Annotated in this window: 16 protein-coding genes; 13 read left to right on the top strand and 3 right to left on the bottom strand. The window is 70.5% G+C overall.

Annotated elements, in window-relative coordinates:
- The first annotated feature begins 168 nt into the window (after window positions 1-168).
- Complete coding sequence (locus tag GEV10_02080; GenBank protein MQA77265.1) at window positions 169-1110, top strand: LytR family transcriptional regulator; 942 nt, start codon at window positions 169-171, stop codon at window positions 1108-1110.
- On the opposite strand, the gene GEV10_02085 is transcribed toward GEV10_02080, so the two are convergent.
- On the bottom strand, window positions 1100-1816 hold the full coding sequence (locus tag GEV10_02085; GenBank protein MQA77266.1) for a DNA alkylation repair protein: 717 nt from the start codon (window positions 1814-1816) through the stop codon (window positions 1100-1102). The genes GEV10_02080 and GEV10_02085 overlap by 11 nt on opposite strands.
- 344 nt (window positions 1817-2160) lie before the next feature.
- Between GEV10_02085 and GEV10_02090 the strand changes: the two genes are divergently transcribed.
- The 3 genes from GEV10_02090 to GEV10_02100 are packed head-to-tail and all read left to right on the top strand — an operon-like array spanning window position 2161 to window position 3332.
- Entirely contained in the window at window positions 2161-2517 is a 357-nt protein-coding gene (locus GEV10_02090; protein ID MQA77267.1) for a hypothetical protein, read from the top strand.
- 22 nt (window positions 2518-2539) lie between these two features.
- Complete coding sequence (locus tag GEV10_02095; protein MQA77268.1) at window positions 2540-2833, top strand: hypothetical protein; 294 nt, start codon at window positions 2540-2542, stop codon at window positions 2831-2833.
- Window positions 2834-2849: 16 nt separating this feature from the next.
- Window positions 2850-3332 (top strand): hypothetical protein, encoded by a 483-nt coding sequence (locus GEV10_02100; protein ID MQA77269.1) that lies wholly within the window; start codon window positions 2850-2852, stop codon window positions 3330-3332.
- A 7-nt stretch (window positions 3333-3339) separates the two neighbouring features.
- Here the strand turns inward: GEV10_02100 and eccCa are convergent, their stop codons facing one another.
- Window positions 3340-7329 (bottom strand): type VII secretion protein EccCa, encoded by a 3990-nt coding sequence (gene eccCa, locus GEV10_02105; GenBank protein ID MQA77270.1) that lies wholly within the window; start codon window positions 7327-7329, stop codon window positions 3340-3342.
- A gap of 105 nt (window positions 7330-7434) precedes the next feature.
- On the opposite strand from eccCa, the gene eccD reads away from it, so the two are divergent.
- The 8 genes from eccD to GEV10_02145 all read left to right on the top strand — a co-directional run bounded on the left by eccD (window position 7435) and on the right by GEV10_02145 (window position 17393).
- Window positions 7435-8769 (top strand): type VII secretion integral membrane protein EccD, encoded by a 1335-nt coding sequence (eccD, locus tag GEV10_02110; GenBank protein ID MQA77271.1) that lies wholly within the window; start codon window positions 7435-7437, stop codon window positions 8767-8769.
- Window positions 8770-8795: 26 nt separating this feature from the next.
- Complete coding sequence (locus GEV10_02115; GenBank protein MQA77272.1) at window positions 8796-10061, top strand: hypothetical protein; 1266 nt, start codon at window positions 8796-8798, stop codon at window positions 10059-10061.
- A gap of 224 nt (window positions 10062-10285) precedes the next feature.
- The gene (locus GEV10_02120; protein MQA77273.1) at window positions 10286-11146 is read left to right on the top strand and encodes an alpha/beta hydrolase; all 861 of its coding nucleotides are present in this window, start codon (window positions 10286-10288) and stop codon (window positions 11144-11146) included.
- Window positions 11147-11309: 163 nt separating this feature from the next.
- Window positions 11310-12443 (top strand): hypothetical protein, encoded by a 1134-nt coding sequence (locus GEV10_02125; protein ID MQA77274.1) that lies wholly within the window; start codon window positions 11310-11312, stop codon window positions 12441-12443.
- Window positions 12444-12453: 10 nt separating this feature from the next.
- Window positions 12454-14184, top strand: coding sequence for an ABC transporter permease subunit (locus GEV10_02130; protein MQA77275.1), 1731 nt, complete (start codon window positions 12454-12456; stop codon window positions 14182-14184).
- The gene (locus GEV10_02135) at window positions 14177-15307 is read left to right on the top strand and encodes an ATP-binding cassette domain-containing protein (GenBank protein ID MQA77276.1); all 1131 of its coding nucleotides are present in this window, start codon (window positions 14177-14179) and stop codon (window positions 15305-15307) included. Before GEV10_02130 ends, GEV10_02135 begins: the two co-directional genes overlap by 8 nt.
- Window positions 15304-16500, top strand: a complete 1197-nt coding sequence (locus GEV10_02140; GenBank protein MQA77277.1) for a CoA transferase — start codon at window positions 15304-15306, stop codon at window positions 16498-16500. The genes GEV10_02135 and GEV10_02140 overlap by 4 nt, the downstream gene beginning before the upstream one ends.
- Window positions 16497-17393, top strand: a complete 897-nt coding sequence (locus tag GEV10_02145; protein ID MQA77278.1) for a CoA ester lyase — start codon at window positions 16497-16499, stop codon at window positions 17391-17393. The genes GEV10_02140 and GEV10_02145 overlap by 4 nt, the downstream gene beginning before the upstream one ends.
- Window position 17394: 1 nt before the next feature.
- Here the strand turns inward: GEV10_02145 and GEV10_02150 are convergent, their stop codons facing one another.
- The gene (locus GEV10_02150; protein MQA77279.1) at window positions 17395-18831 is read right to left on the bottom strand and encodes a bifunctional 2-methylcitrate dehydratase/aconitate hydratase; all 1437 of its coding nucleotides are present in this window, start codon (window positions 18829-18831) and stop codon (window positions 17395-17397) included.
- 13 nt (window positions 18832-18844) lie between these two features.
- Between GEV10_02150 and GEV10_02155 the strand changes: the two genes are divergently transcribed.
- Window positions 18845-19933 (top strand): metalloregulator ArsR/SmtB family transcription factor, encoded by a 1089-nt coding sequence (locus GEV10_02155; protein MQA77280.1) that lies wholly within the window; start codon window positions 18845-18847, stop codon window positions 19931-19933.
- Window positions 19934-20070 lie beyond the last annotated feature (137 nt).

The following is a 20070-nucleotide window of genomic DNA, read 5'->3' on the forward strand; positions in this document are numbered from 1 at the left end:
CGAGCCTCCCAGCCGCACGCCGACCCGGACGACGGCGCCTACTACTCGCGTACCTACCATTCCTCCCGGCTGCGGCGCCCGGGAGACCGTCGTGGCGAGCGCCAAGGCGGCGGCCGCCCTCCGAAGCGCCCGCGCGACCGCAGGCCCCGCCGCGGGCGCACCGCTCGCATCGTCATCGGCGTGCTGCTCCTGGTCGTGGTGATCGTCGCCCTCCCGTACGCGATCGTCCTCGGCGTGACGTACGGCAAGCTGAACCGCATCGACGTGCTCCAGGACTACGCCGGGCGGCCGGCGAAGACGCCCGGCCAGGACTGGCTGCTCGTCGGTTCGGACAGCCGCGAGGGCCTCAGCAAGAAGGAACAGCGCGAGCTGCACACCGGCCACACCGCCGGTCGCCGCGCCGACACGATGATGCTGCTCCACATCCCCCGGGGCGGCGGCAAGCCGACGCTGGTGAGCTTCCCGCGCGACTCGTACGTCCCGATCCCGGGCCGTGGCCGGATGAAGCTCAACGCCGCCTACGCCATCGGCGGGCCGAAACTCGCCGTGCGCACGATCGAGCAGGTCACCGAGATCAGGATCGACCACTACATGGAGGTCGGCTTCGCTGGCTTCGCGGGCGCCGTCGACGCTGCCGGCGGGGTCGACATCTGCGTCAAGCGGACGATGAAGGACCCGAAGCAGCACATCACGTTCAAGAAGGGCTGCCAGACCATGGACGGCAAGACCGGACTCGCCTACGTCCGGTCGCGCTACGACGACCCCCGCGGTGACTTCGGCCGGGTCGAGCGGCAACGCGAGTTCCTCGGTGCCCTCTTCTCGGAGGCGGCGTCACCGGCCACGCTGCTCAACCCGGTCCGGGCCGGCAGGATCGCGTTCGCGAGCGCCGAGGGCCTCACCGTCGACAAGAGCGACGGCCTCATCGACCTCTTCTCGCTCGCCAGGGCGATGCGCAAGGCCTCCAGTGGTGGCGTCAAGACCCTGACCGTGCCCGTCGCCGGCACGGAGTCCGTGGCCGGGCAGGGCAGCGTGGTGCGCTGGGACCGACCGAAGGCGCGCAAGCTCTTCTCCCAGCTCCGCAACGACCAGCGCGTCACGGTCAAGGGCTGACGCCGCCGAGGTGCTTGGTCGCCTCCCGGACCGACAGCGGCGCCATGGCGTCACGGTGCCGCTCGACGTACGCGCGCGCCCACGCGGGATCGGTCTTCGCGTACTCCCGCAGCGCCCATCCGATGCCCTTGCGCACGAAGAAGTCCCGGTGGTCGAGGTTGGCCCGCACGCAGTGGTCGAGCAGCGCGAGGTCGGTGGCGTGCTTCGCCTTGATCTGCGCGATGATCGCGGTGCGCCGCCGCCAGAGGTCGTCGTCGCGCGCCCACGCGCGCAGCACTGGCGTGACCTCCGCGGGGTGCGCGAGCAGGATCGGACCGACCCGGCGGATCGCGACCTCGTCGACGAAGTCCCACCAGGCGCCGCTGACCACGAGGTGCTCGTACAGCGCCATCGCGTCCGGATCCTGGTACCCCGCGTACGCACGGTCGCCGGTCAGCGCGATGCCCGCGTAACGCTCCTCCCGGTACGCCGCGTCGTCCCACAGTCCGCGGACGGCGCTCTCCCAGGCCGGCCGGTCGGGCAGCGGGTGTGCCGGGAACACCTCCCGGCACAGAGCGCGCACACCCGGTGACGGTACGCCGCGGTACGGCATGGTCGACTTCATGTACGCCTGCATCTGCGGCGCCCTGGCCGGGTCCGCCCGGTCGGCCAGGCCCCGCCTGACCGCGGCGATCAGCGCACGCGCTGGTGTCGTCGGTCCGGCCATGCGCTGAACGCTATGTGCGAGGCCTGACAGGGCCCTGTTCGGGCCGTGTACGAGGGACGACCTGGGCCTTTTCAACGTTGTCGGCGCTTCGCTAGCCTGCTGGTGTGGCGATGATTCGCCACCGGTCACGAGGCCGGTCGGAACTTCCGGCGAAAGTTCCTGTCGTTCTTCGTGGTCAGGCCCGGGCTTTCCTGGTGTCGTTGACGCCAGGTCGGGTGGAGGCGCCGAGCCGGTCGAAATTTGCCGGGGAGATCCGGGAACCAGACCGCTCGGTCCGCAGTCTGAGTCGGCGATTGCAGGGGGAACCCGGAAGGGGCCTCCACAGGGCGGGAACCCTGGAAGCCATGAGGAGGCAGAGCACGATGGGCATGATGTCGGTTGAGGCAAGCGGCGTCGGTATCGGTGGCCAGAAGACGTTCGTCACCGCAGCGGACGTCCAGCAGCAGGTCAAGGGAATCGTCGCGACCTACGAGGCCACCGGTGGGAACTGGTCGGGCAACTCGCACGCGGCGTTCTCGCGGGCGATGTCCGCACTCGTCGAGCACGGCGGGCAGCTCGGGGTCAACCACGGCAGGATCTCCGAGGGCCTCGGGATGACGCAGAAGCACACCAACACGGCGGACGACACGAGCCAGTCCGAGATGTCGAGCGTGGAGTCGGGCGCCAGCAGCATCAACACCCAGATCAACATCGGCACCTGACGAACGGGGACACGACGCCATCATGGACATGATCAAGTTCAACTCGGCCACCATCTCGACCGCCGAGGAGGAGATGTTCCGCGCGCTGAACAAGCTGAGCGAGACCTGCTCCAACCAGCAGGGCAACGACGGTCAGATGTTCGGCCTCTGGCAGGGCGACCAGGGTGTGCCCGCGGCTCTGCACACCACCAAGCAGCAGAACTCGGCGTTCGAAGCGGTGAACAAGTCCGTCGGCGACTGCAAGAACGCCCTCGGCACCACCGGCACCAACGTCAACACGATGTTCAGCCAGGTCAACGGCCTCTGGGGCGCCTAGTACTACCCTCGGGCCGATGACGCCGAACGAGAACCAACCGCACGACCCCACCGGGCAACAGCCGGTGGGGTCGTCGGCGTATGTGGGAGGCCGCCCGTCCCGCGGCACCAGGCCCACCCAGCAGAGCGCGGACGCGGCCGCGGTCGAGGGCGAGGCCCTGCGCCGCCGGCAGCTGCGGGCCGCCCTGTGTCACGGCACCGACAGGTCGTGGCGGGACAAGAACCGCGCCTGGCCGGCCTTCGTCGTCGGCGTGCTGGTCGCACTGGTGATCTGCGCGGGACTCGGGGTGCAGGGCGCCTTCCACAAGCAGCAGCGCCTCGACCGCGAGGAGAAGCAGAAGCAGGAGCAGAAGCAACAGGTGCGCACGGTCACCGCGTCACCCGGCGCCACGTCCACCGGTGGGAAGAAGAACGGCAGGTCCATCCAGCCGACGGCGACCGGTACCCGCGCGACGAAGACCGACGGCAAGGCAACGAGGCCGGCCGAACCGAACGGCTGACCGCCTCCTACTCCGCCGGCAGCCGCTCCCCGGCCTTGGCCACCTGCACCTGGACCGGCGGATGCGTGCGGCGCGCCCAGACCGCCCGCCCGACGGGCAGCTTCTGCGGCCGGACGCCGCAGACGAGCGGCCCCTCCATCCGGTCGCCGCTGAACATCAGGCCGGGTGTGCTCAGGTCGGTCATCCGCTGCAGGAACGGGTCGTAGATCGCCCGGCCCGCGCCGCCCATCCGGCGGGAGACCAGCAGGTGGAATCCGATGTCACGGCCCTGGGCCATGTACTCGGAGATGTGCAGGAGCGGGTTGTTGCCCGACGTGGCGACGAGGTCGTAGTCGTCGACGACCATGAACACGTCGAGGCCCTTCCACCAGCTGCGCTCGCGGAGCTGCTGCGAGGTGAGGTCGGCGGGCGGCAGGCGCTTGGCCAGGCTGCCGGCGAGCTCGCGGCAGACCTTCTCGGTCGCCGGTCCCGACGTGCAGTAGGCGACCTGGAACTCCTTCGGCACCACGTCGAGCAGCGAGCGGCGGTAGTCGACCATCACGAAGCCGATGTCGGTCTTCTGCTTGCCGACGAGCAGCTGCCGGATCAGCACCTCGAGTGCGTTGGTCTTACCCATCTCGGTGTCGCCGAAGACGAGCAGGTGCGGGTCGGCGCCCTGCAGGTCGACGAATGCGGGGCCGAGCGCCTTGTCCTCGATGCCGACCGCGACCGCGGGCGGGTAGGCGTCGCCCGGTGGTAGGTCCTTCAGCGGCACCTCGTGGGGCAGGACGCGGATGGGGGGTGCGCCGGTCTCGGGGTAGCGGCGGGTGACGAGCTGCACCGCCGCGCGCTGGCCGTCGGCCAGGTCGGCCTCGTCGGCGACGCCGTCAACCCGCGGCAGCGCACCTTGGAACAGCAGCTTGTCCTGCATGACGCCCTTGCCGGGGGTCTCCACGGTGACGTTCTTGGTCAGCTCGCGGTCGATGGTCGCGTCGTAGGCCTCGTTCATCCGCATCTCGACGCGTCCGGAGATCGCGTTCTGGACGTTCGGCCGGACGTTGTGCAGGGTGATGGCCGTGATCACGAGGTGCACGCCGTACGCGAGTCCGCGGCCGGCGATCTCGGCGATGTCCTGGTCGATCTCCTCGAGCTCCTCCTTGAACGCGCCCCAGCCGTCGATGACGAACACGACGTCGCCGAGGAGGTCGTCGTCGAACCGGTTGCCCTGGGCGCGCCAGCGGCGCCAGCTGACGGCGGAGTCGAGGCCGGCCTTGCGGAACGCCTCCTCGCGGCGGTCGATGAGACCGATCATCTCGTTGATCATCCGGCGCACACGGGGGATGTCGATGCGAGCCGCGACGGTGCCCACGTGGGGGAGGTCCTCGAGCGCGCTGTATCCGCCGCCGCCGAAGTCGGCGACGTAGAACGCGATCCCGTCGGGTGGGTGCAGGAAGGACGCGCTCAGGATCATCGTGCGCACCAGCATCGACTTGCCGGACTGGGGCGCACCGACGATGAGCATGTGCCCCTGGCCGCCCGCGAAGTCGATGACGAACGGCCGCTGTCGCTGCGCGCGCGGTTCGTCGATGAGGCCGAGGACGGCCCCGGCCACGAACGGGCGGGGTGCGCCCTGCTTCAGCAGCGGCCCGAGGAGGGGGTCGAGGGTGAGCTTGGCCGGCATCGGGTCGAGCCAGACCTTGTGCACCGACAGCCGGCTGCTCGCCAGCCGGTCGACGATGACGTCGAGAACCGTGGGGTCGCTGACGTTGCCGGTCTCGTCCTTCTCCTGCGGCGCGGCCTGCTTGCCGAGCGCCTCGAGTCGGCGCTGGGCGAGGAGGCCGATGCCGTTGACCGAGGTGTACGGGACCAGCGGCGGCGAGATCGCCGTGGCGGCGGTGAGGTCGGTGACCGGCTCGTACGTGCCGGAGACGTACGCGGCCTTGAACCGCTCGTAGACGGTGGTGTCGACCTGCAGGTAGCCGGAGCCGGGCTCCGGCGGCAGGTGGTACGCGTCGGGGGTGCCGATGGCCTCGCGGCTCTCGGACTCGGAGAAGGTGCGGAGCCCGATGCGGTACGAGAGGTGGCTCTCCAGGCCGCGGATCTTGCCGGTCTCGAGACGCTGGGTGGCCAGCAGGAGGTTCATGCCGATGCTGCGGCCGATGCGGCCGATCGCGACGAACAGCTCGGCGAAGTCGGGCTTGGCGGTCAGCAGCTCGCTGAACTCGTCGATGATGACGAGCAGGTAGGGCAGCGGCGGCATGTCCGGGTGCTGCTCGCGGGCGCGGTGGTACGTCGCGACGTTGGGCAGGTTGCCGGCCTGCTTGAGCAGCTCCTGCCGGCGCATCATCTCGCCGTAGAGCGCGTCACGCATACGGTCGACGAGCGCGAGGTCGTCCTGCAGGTTGGTGATCATGCCCGCGAGGTGCGGCAGGTTCGACGTGCCCGCGAAGGTCGCGCCGCCCTTGTAGTCGACGAGCACCATCGAGAGCAGCTCGGGGTGATGCTTGATGGCGAGCGAGCTCACCAGGGTGCGGAGGAACTCGCTCTTGCCCGAGCCGGTAGCGCCGACGACGAGTCCGTGCGGCCCCATGCCGCCGGCGGCCGACTCCTTGAGGTCGAGGACGAGGGGGCGTCCCGTGCCGGTGAGTCCGATGGACACCCGCAGCAGGTCGCGGGGCTGCAGGTGGGTCCAGACGGAGAACGGGTCGATCGTGCCGACGTCGGTGACGCCGAGCACGTCGGGCAGCTTGACCTCGCTGCCGAGGACCGACTCGGGCGCGTCGTCGGCGGCGAGCCGGAGCGGGGACAGCCGCCTGGCGAGTGCGGTGGCCAGGCCGATGCTCGGCTCGTCCGGCGCGAAGACGGTGGTGGAGCCGTCGCGACGCTGGAGGAAGCCTGGGCCGTGCGAGGGGACCACGGCCCGCAGATCGACGTGGCCCGGCTCGGCGCGCTGGTCGTTGACGAGCTGGACGACGTGGATGCCGAGCTCGTGCAGCGGGACGGTGGCGTCGGGTGTCTGGAGGCCGTTGTGACTCGGCACGTGCTCGCCGTCGACGACGAGCAGGAGGTGCGTGCGCACGCTGCGCTTGCCGCGGCTGAGCCGGTGCTCTTCCACGCGTCGTTCGATGTCCGCCTCGAGCATGACGTTCATGTCCTGCACGGTGGCCGCGACGAGCCGGCCGGGCAGCAGGCCGTCGTCGATCTGCGGGCTCTGCACGTGCGGCAGCCACTTGGCGAAGTTCCACGTGGCCTCGGTGCGCTGCGAGCGGACGATGGCGATGCGGAGGTTGTCGGGCGCGTGGAACGCCGCGGCCTGGCAGAGCAGCGTGCGCAGCAGCGCGCGTCCGCGGTTCCACTCGCCGATCACGCTGATGACACCGAGGTCGGCGACGTCGAGCGTGATCGCCTGATGCTCGAGCGACGTGCGGCGTTCGACCAACTGCCGTGCCGCGGCCAGCGACACGGGCTCGAGGACCTGCATCGGGTTGTCGTCGTCGGCGAACTTCACCCGCAGCGCGAGCGGCACGTTGCCGGACCCGGCGCGGGTGGAGAGGAAGTCCTCGTCGTCGAGCCGGCGTTCCCAGCGCCGTGACTCGTCGCCGACGAGGTCGACGAGGCGCTCGGGCTGCGGCTGGGTCCAGTCACCGCGCTCGCGCTGTGCCGACACCGACGACCTGAGCCGCTGGCGTACGCCGTCGATGTAGTCGAGGTACTGCTCGCGCTCCATGCGCAGCTTCTTCTTCGGGCCCGAGCGCTGTGCCCAGAACATGAGGCCGCCCATGGTGATGGCCGCCATGAAGACGAGCAGTCCGATCGCGACGAACAGCGGCCGGTGCAGGTTGGTGAAGACCACCAGCAGGGAGCCCGTCCCGCCCATGACGGGCATGCCGATCATGGCGAGCTGCTGCCCCGGCGGTGTCGGGTTCTCGACCTTCGGCGGTGAGATCAGCTCGATCTGGTCGGCCTCGACGTGGGGGAGCGGCATGCGCGCCGGCCGATGGATGACGCTGACACCCATGCGTCGTCCTTACCAGTAGGGTCCGTTCCGAAAGCGACGCTCTAGAGTATCCACGGGCGGGACGTCCCGCGGGGCGGCGCGGCAGAGGAGGGGACGGTCCGGCGGATGGCTCTCGGCTTCAGCACGGTCAGCGTCGTCACGGCCGAACGCCGTGTCGACCTGGCACTCCCGAGCGGAGTGCCCGTGGGCGAATGGTTCCCCGAGCTCCTTCGCCTGTGCGACGCGCGAAAACAGGGACAGGGCGCCGACTGGGTGCTGGGTCCCGTAGGCGGACCGACGATCGGGTTCGACACCACCCTCGAGGCGTCCGGCATCAGCGACGGCCAGGTGCTGCAGCTGCGGCCGGCCGAGAGCGACGGCATCGTCGCGTACGTCGACGACTTCGTCGACACGGTCGCCGACCGGGTGGACGACAAGACCGATCGCTGGACCAAGAACACGTCGGCGTCGTTCACCACGCTCGTTGCATCGGCCGGGCTGCTGCTGATGCTGTACACCACCTTCAGCCGTGGCGGCGCGGGCGTGCTCTCGTTGTTCTTCGACCTCGTCGTGTCCGTCGCCCTCGCCCTCGCCGCCGCGATGTGGGCGCGACGCGAGCACGTCTTCGGTGCCGGCGTGCTCGCCGTCACCGCGCTGGTGTGGTGGACCGCCACCGGTGTCCTGCTCGGTGGCTATCTCGGCGGAGACATGTTCGGTGTCGCCCTGGGTGCCGTCGGGTTCGCGATCGGCGGCGGTGTCCTCCGGGTCTCGGCCGAGCGCCTCGCCGGTCCCGCGGCGTTCGCCTGGTCGGTCAGCGCGCTGCTCGCCGTCTCCGCCGTCGCCGTGCTGCTCGGCGTCCCGCTCGTCGCCGTGCTCTGCGCGCTCGTCGTGCTGTGCGTGCTCGTCCTCGGCATCCTGCCGCTGACGGCGCTCGGCGCCGGCGGGCTCGCCGCGATGGACTACCGGATCAGGGCCGGGCAACGGCTCGCCAGCTCGGCGATCGAGCGCGCGGTGTGGCGCGCGTCGGGGATCCTCGGCTGGACGCTGACGGGCGTCGGGCTCGTCGCGACCGGCGTCGCCGGCTACGTCGCCCTCAACGGCGACACCTGGCCGCGGGTGCTGGCCGGGCTCGCGGGCGTGGCGCTGCTGCTGCGGTCGCGGGCGTACACCCGGCGGGCGCACGCCGTCCCGGTACGCCTCGCGGGCTCCGCCGTCGTCGCCGCGATGTTCGCGCGCCTGGTGCTCGACCGCGAGCCGGGCGAGGTGCTCCTCGTGGTCCTGCTCACCGCCGCGCTCATCGGGCTGTCCCTGCTCAGCGTGGTTTCGGTCAACGACGTGTTGTCCGCCCGCCTGCGGCTGCTCGGTAACTACGCTGAGATAGCCATCGTCATACTGTTGGTGCCGGTTCTCATGCAGATCTTCGGCCTGTTCGCCTGGATCAAGGATCTCGTCGGCACCTAGAAGAGATAGGGACGGGGGGAAGCATCGTGGAGCAGAGCGGACCGGACGAGTCCGGTGCCGCGCCCGGTGCTGCCCAGGTGTCTCCCGACGTCGCCGAGGAGCTGCGGCGGATGGGCCTCGATCCGGCGGCGATGGGGGTGCCCACGGGACCCCCATCGCCGCAGGCTTCCGCCCAGCGGCCACCACCCGGTCAGCGGCAGCCGCCGCCCGGTGGCCGGCCGCCACCGGGCCGGCAGGTCCATCCGCACAACCAGAGCCCGGGCGGAGGTCAGCCCCCGCGCGCGCCGGGACAGGTCGGCCCGGGCGTCAACTCGCAGAAGTTCCCCGAGCAGCAGGGCAGCTCCCACACCCAGGTCCCGCAGCCGAGCAGCTGGGCCACCACGTCGGCCACGGGCGGTGCCGGCGGACCGGCCTCGGTCGCCGGCGCGATGCCGCAGTCCGTGCGCCGAGGCGGCCGCACCGGCCTGCGCGGACTCGGGAACGTCAACAGCGCGGGGCGCGCGATGGCCCAGGCCGCCGTCATCGAACGCGCCTCCGCCCGGCTGCGCGGCGCCCGCCGCGTGGCGTTCCTCAGCTTCAAGGGCGGCGTCGGCAAGACGACGGTCACGGCCCTCGCCGGACTGGCGCTGAGCAGCGTGCGTCGCGGCGGGGTGGCCGCGCTCGACGCCGACCCGGACCGCGGCACGCTGGTCCGCCGGCTCGACTCGGTGCAGCCGCCGTCGATCCGCGACTTCCTGTGGCGCGTGTACCAGAGCCCGCAGTCTGATCCGCGCCTGCTCGCCCACGCGACGCCCAGTGGGTTGCTCGTCCTCGACTCGGCACGGTCGCCGATCCTCGTCGACGCCCCCACACCCAAGGAGCTGTGGTGGGCGGTACGCACGCTCGAACGCACGTGCCCCGTCATCCTGCTCGACTGCGGCACCGCGCTCACCCACCCCGTCACCGCGACCATGCTGAAGTCGGTCGACGCCGTGGTCGTGGTGACGACGCCCTCCGACGACGCGGTCGCCGCATGCTTCTCGACGCTGGGCTGGCTCGAACGCAACGGCTACGAGCAGCTGGCGAAGGAGGCCGCCGTTGCCATCACCGACGTCCGCAAGTCGCGGTTCGACCGGCGCCTCCACGCCGACGTCCGGCGGGAGCTCGGTCAGCGCGTGCAGACGGTGCTCGGGTTCGGCTTCGACGCCGGCCTCGTCCGTGGCGGCGTCATCGAGCTCGACCGGCTGTCGGTCACGACCCGGGAGGCCGCGCTCGAGGCGGCCGCCTGGGTCGTCAGCGGCCACGCCCGCTGAGACATCGAGCTGCCCCGCCAGGTCACGGGGGACGGCCTGGCGGGGCAGTGGTTCGAGGATAGTCGCGGGGTGGCCGGAGTGGGTCATGATTCCGTAACCAAAGTCATCGAATTCCGGCTTCGGTTACCGCGCCAGCGGCAATGGTCTTGTGGCGAGGTCGCGCTGTGTCCAGGGTCGGTAACCGTGCGACGAGGCACGGGGGTCGGAGAAGGGGCAGCTACCGGATGACGCCTGAGGAGCCGATCCCCGGCGATCGGCACGACCCCGTGCGCGCGTACGAGACCGGCCGCACGACCGCCTACGCCGCGCGAGGCGACCAGCGGTTCTCGTACTGCCTGTACGTACCCGAGCAGCGGCCGCAGGGACGCCGTCCGCGTCTCGTGGTGCTGGTCCACGGCACCGAGCGCGGCAACGTCAGGTACCGCGACGCGTTCGCCGAGTTCGGCGAGCGGCACGGCTGCGTGATCCTGGCGCCGCTGTTCCCCGCCGGCATCGACGAGCCCCGCGAGCTGCACAACTACAAGTTCATCGAGTACCGCGGCATCAGGTACGACCAGGTCCTGCTCGACATGGTCGACGAGGTCGCCGAGCGGTACGACGTCGACGCCGACCGCTTCCTGCTGCACGGGTTCTCCGGCGGCGGGCAGTTCACCCACCGCTTCCTCTACCTGCACCCGGACCGGCTCGCCTGCGCGTCGATCGGCGCACCGGGACGGATCACCCGGCTCGACGACGGCCAGCCGTGGTGGCTGGGCACGCAGGGATTCGGGGAGCGGTTCGGCCGGGAGCCCGACATCGAGACGATGCGCACGGTCGCGGTGCAGATGGTCGTCGGCGACCGCGACGTCGAGGGCTGGGAGATCAACAACCCCGGGCACTCGAACTGGATGGACGGCGCCGAGAAGGCGGGCGCGACGAGGGTCGAGCGGTTGCGGACGCTCCGCGAGAACTACCTCGAGAACGGCATCGGGGTGCGCTTCGACCTCGTGCCCGGCGTGGCCCACGAGGGGCAGCAGGTCCTGCCGGTGGTGCGGGACTTCTTCCGGATGGTCCTCCTCGACCCGCGCGCGACCTGTGGGAGGTGACGGCGTGCGAGACCGGCAGAGCGCAGGAGCTGAGGAGCGAATCGCAGGTAGGGGTCGCGGTGATGGCTTGACCTCGGCGGACGTAGTCGCGACACCTGCCGGAGGTGAGCGACGAAGCGGGCGCGGGCAAGCACAGGCAATCCCGGCGCCGAGCAGGCGTTCCGTGCTCCGCGGCGGAGTCGCCGCGGCGTTCGCGCTCGGGGGCATCGCGACGGCGGGGGCCTGCGCGCCGCCCGAGGGGGCGGTCGGACCGCCTGCGCGCAAGGAGCCGCGTCCGGGCTACTACCCCGCCGACTACGACCGGATCGTCGAGGCGTCCAAGAAGGAACGCGAGCTGACGATCTACTCGAACATGGACTCCTACAACTGGCAGCCGGTCATCGAGGGCTTCCAGCGCCACTACCCGTGGATCGAGAAGATCAGCTCGACCAACCTCGGCAGCGGCGAGGTCTTCCAGCGCTACTACGCCGAGTCCTCGCGCGGGAACACCAGGACGAGCCTGATGGTGAGCGGCGCTCCGCAGAACTGGAGCGACATGTCGCGCGACAAGCGGGTGGCCGACTACCGGTCGCCCGAGCTGTCCCGGCTCCCCGACTTCGGCCGGCCGCTGAGGGGCGTGTACACCTTCTCGGCCGACGTGATCGTGCTGGCGTACAACAAGATCCTGATGGAGGCGAGCGAGCGGCCGAGCAGCCTGGCCGAGATCGTCGAGCTGACCGAGCGGGAGCCCGACAGGTTCCGGCACATGATCACCACGTACACGACCAACGCCAGCTTCGGCCTCGCGATCCACCGGGCCTACAACCTCTGGCTGCAGCGGGGCGGCAAGGACCCGTGGGAGACGTACGACGCCCTGCTGCCGTTCACCCGCGCCGAGGAGTCGTCGGGCCCGATGCTCGACAAGATCGCCTCTGGCGAGTACCTGCTCGGCTACTTCATGTCGAGCACCATCGTGTTCCCGCAGCAGGTGCAGGTCGGCAAGGCCGTGGGGTGGAGCTACATCAGGGACGCCTCGCCGCTGTTCCTGCGCGGCATGGGCGTGCCGGCACGGTGCCCGCACCCGAACACCGGCCGGCTGATGCTCGACTACATCCTCTCCCACGAGGGGCAGGTCAACGTCGGACGCGGCGGCTTCACCCCGTACCGGGAGGACGTGACCACGAAGGAGACACCGCACACGTACACGAGCATCACCGAGGAGGTCGGCGCGGACAACATCGTGCTCATCGGCTACGACCAGGGCACGGAGAAGGAGCAGGAGGCCTTCAGCGAGGAATGGGTGAAGAGACTTGGCTAGCCAGCAGGTGATGTCCTCACCCGGCGACTCGGTCGCCCCGCCGCGCTACCGGCGCCTGCTCGGTCGCACGCGCGAGACCTGGATCCAGTATGCGACGCTGGTCGTCGTCCTGCTCCTGGTGCTCGCGCCGCTCGTGCCGACGCTCATCCAGTCTTTCCTCAGCGAGGCGATCTTCGCCGACGACAAGGCGTTCACCGCGGGCAACTACGGGCGCATGTTCACCGAGGCCGACTTCGGGCAGGTGATCGTGAACAGCCTCCAGCTCGCGGCCCTCACCACGGTCATCGCGATGGTGCTGTCCGTCGCGCTCGCCGTCGTGCTCATCAGGATCCGCATCCCCGGCGGGGGCGTGATGAGCAACATGCTGCTGTGGCCGATCTACATCTCGCCACTCGTGCTGGCGTTCGGCTTCATCATCATCTACGGTCCCGCGGGCTACGTCAGCAAGGCCGTCAGCCTCGTCACCGGCGAGGTGCCGTGGAACCTCTACACGATTCCCGGTATGGCCGTCACCTCGGCGGTCGCGTACATCCCGCTCGGCTACCTGTACTGCTCCAACGCCCTGCGTATCGCCGACACCTCGCTGGAGAACGCCGCGCGCACGTGCGGCGCCCGCCCGTGGCGCGTCATCTGGTCGGTGATCCTGCCGATGCTGCGGCCGCCGATCATGTACGCGTCGCTGCTCATCTTCACCGCGGCGCTGGAGGAGCTGAGCATCCCGCTGCTCTACGGCAGCCCGGTCGGCATCGACACGTTCGCGAGCTTCATCTTCACCCGCGGCCTCACCCAGGCGAACCCCGACTATGGCATCCTCGGGGCGTCGTCGATCTTCGTGCTGCTCATCCTCGGTGTGCTGGTGACCATCCAGGCGCTCGTACTGCGCAACAGCCGGCGGTTCGTCTCCGTGCGGGGCAAGGCCTCGCGCGAGCACCGGTTCGAGGTCGGCCGGGGGCGCTGGGTGGCGTTCGCGCTCGTCGTGCTCTACCTGGTGCTCGGCCCGCTGCTCCCGCTGTTCGGGCTCGTCGCCCGCGCGTTCACCCAGGTACTCTCGCCGCTGGTGTCGCCGTTCGAGGTGTTGTCGCTCGGCAACTTCCAGGTGATCTTCGGCTACCGGCAGTACGTCGGCGCGATCGGCAACAGCCTCTTCATCGCCCTCGTCGGGGCGATCCTGACCACGCTGCTGATGGCGGTCGCGGTGCTCGTCGCGCGGCGCTCGAACTTTCGGTTCGCCCGCCCCGTCGAGGTGACGGCGCTCGCGCCGCAGGCACTCCCCGGCACGATCCTCGGTCTCGGGTTCTTCTGGGCGTTCCTGTTCATCGCGCCGATCAGCTGGGTGCAGGGCACGGTCCTCGCCCTGATCATCGCGTTCAGCGTCCGCGCGTTCCCCCAGGCGTTCGGGGCCATCGCGCCGATGGTCATGCAGATCAGCGAGGAGCTCGACCAGGCCGCCCGCTCGGTCGGGGCCGACTGGTGGCGCACCTTCAGCCGCATCCTGCTCCGGCTGGTCACGCCCGCCCTGCTGTCGAGCTTCGTCCTGCTCTTCGTACAGATGTTCAAGGAGTTCTCGCCCGCGGTGTTCCTGGGCAGCGCGGACAGCGAGATCATCGGCACCACGGCCCTGACCCTGTGGCAGAACGGCAACACCGGTGCGGTCGCCGCACTGTCCTGCATCCAGATCGCGATCATCGCGATCGTCGTCTTCGTCGCCGGCAAAGTCCTGAAGGTGCGGTCCCATGCCTGAGCTCACCGTCAAGAACCTCGCCAAGCGGTTCGCCGCGACCAAGGCACTCGACGACATCACGTTCACGGTGAAGGACGGCGAGTTCTTCACGTTGCTCGGACCCAGCGGGTGCGGCAAGTCGACGACGCTGATGAGCATCGCCGGCCTCGAGCGCCCGGACGCCGGGTCGATCGCCGCCGGCGACACCGTGTTCGTCGACACCGAGAAGAACACCAACCTGCCGCCGGAGGAGCGCAACCTCGGCATGGTGTTCCAGTCGTACGCGCTCTGGCCGCACATGACCGTCGCGGCCAACCTCGAGATGCCGCTCAAGCTGCGGAAGATCCCGAAGGCCGAGCGCGACCGGCTGATCAAGGACGCCCTCGTCCAGGTGGGCCTCGACGGGTACGCCGACCGCTACCCGCACCAGATGTCCGGTGGCCAGCAGCAGCGTGTCGCGCTCGCCCGCGCGATCGTGTACTCGCCGACCGTCCTGCTGCTCGACGAGCCGCTGTCGAACCTCGACGCCAAGCTCAGGGAGCGGGCGCGCACCTGGCTCAAGGACCTCCAGCAGAAGGTGGGCATCACCACCGTCTACGTCACCCACGACCAGGTGGAGGCACTGACGCTGAGCGACCGGATCGCCGTGATGAGCGAGGGCGAGATGCTGCAGGTCGGCACGCCCGAGGACATCTACGAGTGGCCGAGCAGCCCCGAGGTCGCCGATTTCGTCGGGCGCTGCAACTTCTTCCCCGCCACCGTGGTCCGATCCGCCGACGGGCACGTCGACGTCCGCATGGGGTCGGGTGATGCGACGCTTCGCGTATCCTCGGACCAGAGTTTCGACGCCGATGCCGCCGTCACCCTCGGGATGCGTGCCGAGCGGCTGCGCGTGCGTCCGGCCGGCGAGACCGTCCCCGACGGCGCCAACGTCCTGCCGGTACGGCTGGTCAAGAGGTCGTTCGCCGGCAGCCGGTACGAGTACGAGGTCACGTTCGGCGACCGGCGCGTGGTGGTGGAGACCGACGACGCGGTGGACGGCGACGAGCTGTTGCTCGACGTCCCCTCGACCGGTGTCTACGTCTTCGCCGGCACGTTCACCGGATCCGGTGCGGCGAGGACCCAGGACGAGGACGGTGAATGACGGCGACCACATTGCCGCTGGACGGTGTACGGGTTCTCGACCTGAGCCGGCTTGTCGCGGGGAACCAGCTCAGCATGCTGCTCGGCGACTTCGGCGCCGACGTCGTCAAGGTGGAGCAACCCGGGAAGGGTGACTCGCTGCGGGCCTGGCGGGTGGCCGGCCAGGAGGTGCACTGGAAGGTCTACGGGCGCAACAAGCGCAGCATCACGCTCGACCTCAAGCACCCGCGGCTGCGTGAGCTGCTGCTGCGCCTCGTCGACGACGCGCAGGTCTTCGTCGAGAGCTTCAAGCCGGGCACGCTCGAGCGGCTCGACCTGGCGCCGGCCGAGCTGTTGGCGCGCAACCCGCGCCTGGTCGTCGTCCGGGTCTCCGGGTGGGGGCAGTCGGGGTCGATGTTCGAACGTCCCGGGTTCGGCACCCTCGTCGAGGCGATGAGCGGTCTCGCGGCGATGAACGGGTTCGAGGACCGCGAACCGGTGCTCCCGCCGGGGGCGCTGGCCGACATGGTCGCCGGGACGTACGGCGCGTTCGCCGTGACGATGGCGTTGCGGCACGCGGAGGCGAGCGGCGCAGGACAGGTCATCGACCTGTCGCTGTTCGAGCCGCTGTTCTCGGTACTCGGCCCGATGGCCGCCGTGCACGCGCTCACCGGCGACGTACCGAAGCGCACGGGCAGCAGGTCGCGGACGTCGGCGCCGCGCAACGTGTACCCCAGCAGCGACGGCGGGTACGTCGCGCTGTCCGGCTCGACGCAGGTGATGACCGAGCGGCTGTTCCGCGCCATCGGTCGTCCCGATCTCGTCGACGACCCGAGGTTCGCCGACAACACCGCGCGGTTGGCGCACATCGAGGAGCTCGACGCCATCGTCGGCGGCTACTTCGCGCAGCACACGCTGGAGGACAACGTCGCGCACATGCACGAGGCCGGGGTCACCGTCGCGCCGGTGAGCACCATCGACCAGCTCGTCGACAGCGAGTTCTTCCGCACCCGCGGTGTGCTCGTCGACGGGCCCGACGCGTACGGACCCGATCCGGTGCCCATGCACGCGGTCGTCCCGCGGCTCGGCCTCACCCCCGGTGAGGTCAGGCTGCCGGCACCGCGACTCGGGCAGCACAACGAGGACATCCTCAGGCCGCTCGTCGACGAGGACGAGTGGAAGCGGATGGTGACGGAAGGTGTGATCGACGCGTGAGCCCAGGTGCGACTCCAACCCCGCCGGTGTGGCGGTCCCTGCTGTACGTCCCCGTCAACCAGCGACGCTTCGTCGACAAGGCGCACACGCGTGGCGCGGATGCGATCCAGCTCGACCTCGAGGACAGCATCGCCCCGGCCGAGAAGGACGAGGCGCGCACGAAGCTCCCCGACGCGGTCGACCGTGTGGCCGCGCACGGCATCGACGTCGTGGTGCGGATCAACCGCCCGTGGCGGATCGCCGTACGCGACGTCGAGGTCGCCGTCCGTCCCGGCGTCCGCGCCCTCGCCCTGCCCAAGATCGCCTCGGCCGACCACGTCCGCATGCTCGACGAGATCGTGACCGAGGTCGAGGCGCAGGCGGGCATGGCCCCGGGCTCGGTCGGCTTCATCGCGATGGTCGAGACGGCCGACGCGCTCTTCAAGGTGCGGGAGATCGCGGGCGCGGGGCCACGGGTGTGGGCCCTGACGCTCGGCAGCGAGGACCTCGCCACGTCACTCGGCATCGAGCCGCATCCCGACCTGCTGTCCAGCCACAAGATGTCGCTCATCGCCGCCGCCCGCGCCGCCGGTGTCTGGCCGCTCGGACTCGTCGGCACGCTCGCGGACTTCAAGGACCTCGACGGGTTCCGCGCGATCGCGCGTCACTCCCGTCGGGCGGGCTGTGTCGGCGCGAGCGCGATCCATCCGGTCCAGGTGCCGATCCTCAACGAGGAGTTCAGCCCCGACCCGGAGGCAGTCGCCCGGGCGCGGCGCCTCGTCAGCGCGTACCAGGACGCTCATGCGCGCGGGGTGGGAGCGATCGAGTTCGAGGGCGGCATGATCGACGAGCCCCTCGCCGAGCGTGCCCGTGCCCTCATCCGCCTGCACGAGGCCGTCGCCGCGCGCGGCTAGGTCAGCCGGCCACCAGCGCCATGAACTGCGGGACCGTCAGCGCCTCGAACGCGTCCTGGTCGAGGCACTGGTCGACGATCCCGGTCGCGCGCCGCCGCGGGAACCGGGTGGCGACGTTGTCGCGGAACTTCCGTTCCAGCAGTGGGATGCCCTCGGCGCGGCGCACCCGGTGGCCGAGGGGGTACTCGACGGCGACGGTCCTGGTGGCCGAGCCGTCGGCGAAGACGACGCGGACGGCGTTCGCGATCGACCGCTTGTCGGGGTCGAGGTAGTCGCGCGTGTAGGCGGGGTTCTCGGTGACGGTCATCCGGTCACGGAGCGCGTCGATGCGCGGGTCGGCGGCGGCTGCGTCCTCGTAGTGGTCGGCGGTCACCGTGCCGTGCAGCAGCGCGGTCGCCACGATGTACTGCAGGCAGTGGTCGCGGTCGGCGGGATTGTGCAGCGGCCCGGTCTTGTCGATGATGCGGATCGCCGACTCGTGGGTGCGGATCTCCACCCGCTCGATCTCGGCCAGCCGCGGAGCGACCTCGGGGTGCAGGGTGACGGCCGCCTCGAGCGCGGTCTGCGCGTGGAACTCCGCGGGGTAGGAGATCTTGAACAGGACGTTCTCCATGACGTACGTGCCGAGCGGCCGCGCGAGGGTGAGCTCCGCACCGCCGAGGACGACGTCGTGGAAGCCCCAGGTGGGTGTCGTGAGCGCTGCCGGGTAGCCTATCTCGCCGGCGAGGACGAGCATCGCCAGCCGCACGCCGCGGCTGGTGGCGTCGCCCGCCGCCCACGACTTGCGCGGACCGGCGTTTGGCGCGTGCCGGTAGGCGCGCAGCGTGCCACCGTCGCAGAGTGCGTGCGAGACCGCGTCGGCGATCTGGTCGCGGTCGCCGCCGAGCAGCGAGGTGGCCACGGCGGCCGACGCGAGCCGTACGTAGAGCACGTGGTCGATGCCGCGCCGGTTGAGCGAGGTGTCGAGGGCCAGCACGCCCTGGATCTCGTGCGCTTTCACGGTCGCGGCGAGCACGTCGCGCATGGTCAGCGGCTGCCGGCCGCTCGCCAGGCGGGTGTGCGAGGCGTACGCGGCGGCGGCCAGGATCGCGCCCACGTTGTCCGACGGGTGGCCCCACTCGGCGGCCAGCCAGGTGTCGTTGTAGTCGAGCCAGCGGACCATCGTGCCGATGTCGAACGCCGCCTTGACGGGGTCGAGCACGTACGAGGTGCCGGGCACCGGGACGCCGCCGGGCACCACCGTGCCGGGGACGACGGGACCGATCAGCTTCGCGCACTCGGGATAGCGCAGGGCGAGGAACCCGCAACCGAGTGCGTCGACCAGGCTGGCGCGCGCGGTCCGCAGCGCGAGCCCGCCGCCGATGGTCGTGTCGGCGACGTAGTCGGCGACGGTCCGCAGCAAGGGATCGGGAGCGGGGCGGGTGACGGGGGCGTTCATCGGTGTCCAGCCTATGCTCCCGGGTGTGCCGATCATCGTGGTGCTCGAGGGGGCGGCAGACGATCGCTGCGTCGTCCGGCTGTCGCCGATCGCCGAGCTGTCTGCGGCGTTGCACGCGCTGAACGAGATCGACCACCATCCGCGCAGCCGTCAATGGGCGGACGCGGTCGCCGGCGCCGTCGACCGTGATCTCCTCGAACGCGCGGCCGCGTGGGCGCCGCTGTGGGGATCATTGCGGGCGCGCTTCCTGCTCCCGCTGGACGACCGCACCGATCGCACGCTCGACAAGGAGCTCGCCGACGTCGAGGCGCTGGGCGTCGCGCACCTCGTCGCCATGTGCGCCGAGGCCATCGTGGACCGCGACCGGACTCTCAGGTACGACCGGCTGAGCCGCGACGCGACGGTGGTGCGGCAGTTCCTCGACCGTGCGGCTCACCTCTCGCCCGAACGGCTCGCGCTCGCCAAGCGGCTGGTCGACGACCCGGTGTCCCTGCGCCACGACCTCGTCGCGTTCCTGCGCGCGTTCGCGTCGACCGGGTTCGAGCGCGAGTGGCGCTCGCTGGAGTCGGCGCTGCGCCAGGACGCACGACGGCGCTGCCACGACCTCGAGCGGCGCGGCCTGGGCGTCATCGCGGACCTGACGACCACGGCACACGAGCACGCGCGTCCGCGCCGGATCGTCTTCGACAAGCTGTACGACGGCACCGCCAAGGTCGCCGACCAGGTCTGCCTGCTCGTGCCGTCGGTCCACGTGCGCCCCCACGTGACCATCAAGCACAACGCCGGGCTGCCGATCGTCATCCAGTACGCCGTCGGCGGGACGGACGACGTCTCGTACGACGTGGTCAGGAAGCGGATGCTGACGCTCAGCGACCCGATCCGCATCCGGATGTGCCGGTGGATCCTGCGCGAACCGCACACCACGAGCGACCTCGCCCGCCGGATGGGGATGTCGGAACCGCAGGTCTCCCGGCACCTCAGGCGGCTGCGCGAAGCCGGGCTCGTCCGGACGAGGCGGGAGGGACGGCTGGTGTTCTACACCCTCGACGCCGAGTCGATCCAGCGGCTCGGCGGCGATCTCCTCGACGCCCTGCGCCGCTGATGAGGACGCCGGCGGACCTGTTGCTTGACGGCGCGCGCCCGCACTCTGCACTGTGACTTCTAGGGCGTGTCTCCTCATGACTGTCCAGTACGAGCTCGTCCTCCGCCACCGCCACTGACCGCCCTGGACGCCGCTCG

The sequence above is a fragment of the Streptosporangiales bacterium genome, from assembly GCA_009379955.1.
Taxonomy (GTDB): domain Bacteria; phylum Actinomycetota; class Actinomycetes; order Streptosporangiales; family WHST01; genus WHST01.

Bases quoted from the DNA above. Each gene is read 5' to 3' on its own strand.
- GEV10_02085 (MQA77266.1), bottom strand. From the start codon at position 1,816: ATGGCCGGACCGACGACACCAGCGCGTGCGCTGATCGCCGCGGTCAGG.
- GEV10_02090 (MQA77267.1), top strand. From the start codon at position 2,161: ATGAGGAGGCAGAGCACGATGGGCATGATGTCGGTTGAGGCAAGCGGC.
- GEV10_02095 (MQA77268.1), top strand. From the start codon at position 2,540: ATGGACATGATCAAGTTCAACTCGGCCACCATCTCGACCGCCGAGGAG.
- GEV10_02100 (MQA77269.1), top strand. From the start codon at position 2,850: ATGACGCCGAACGAGAACCAACCGCACGACCCCACCGGGCAACAGCCG.
- eccCa (MQA77270.1), bottom strand. From the start codon at position 7,329: ATGGGTGTCAGCGTCATCCATCGGCCGGCGCGCATGCCGCTCCCCCAC.
- eccD (MQA77271.1), top strand. From the start codon at position 7,435: ATGGCTCTCGGCTTCAGCACGGTCAGCGTCGTCACGGCCGAACGCCGT.
- GEV10_02120 (MQA77273.1), top strand. From the start codon at position 10,286: ATGACGCCTGAGGAGCCGATCCCCGGCGATCGGCACGACCCCGTGCGC.
- GEV10_02130 (MQA77275.1), top strand. From the start codon at position 12,454: ATGTCCTCACCCGGCGACTCGGTCGCCCCGCCGCGCTACCGGCGCCTG.
- GEV10_02135 (MQA77276.1), top strand. From the start codon at position 14,177: ATGCCTGAGCTCACCGTCAAGAACCTCGCCAAGCGGTTCGCCGCGACC.
- GEV10_02140 (MQA77277.1), top strand. From the start codon at position 15,304: ATGACGGCGACCACATTGCCGCTGGACGGTGTACGGGTTCTCGACCTG.
- GEV10_02150 (MQA77279.1), bottom strand. From the start codon at position 18,831: ATGAACGCCCCCGTCACCCGCCCCGCTCCCGATCCCTTGCTGCGGACC.
- GEV10_02155 (MQA77280.1), top strand. From the start codon at position 18,845: ATGCTCCCGGGTGTGCCGATCATCGTGGTGCTCGAGGGGGCGGCAGAC.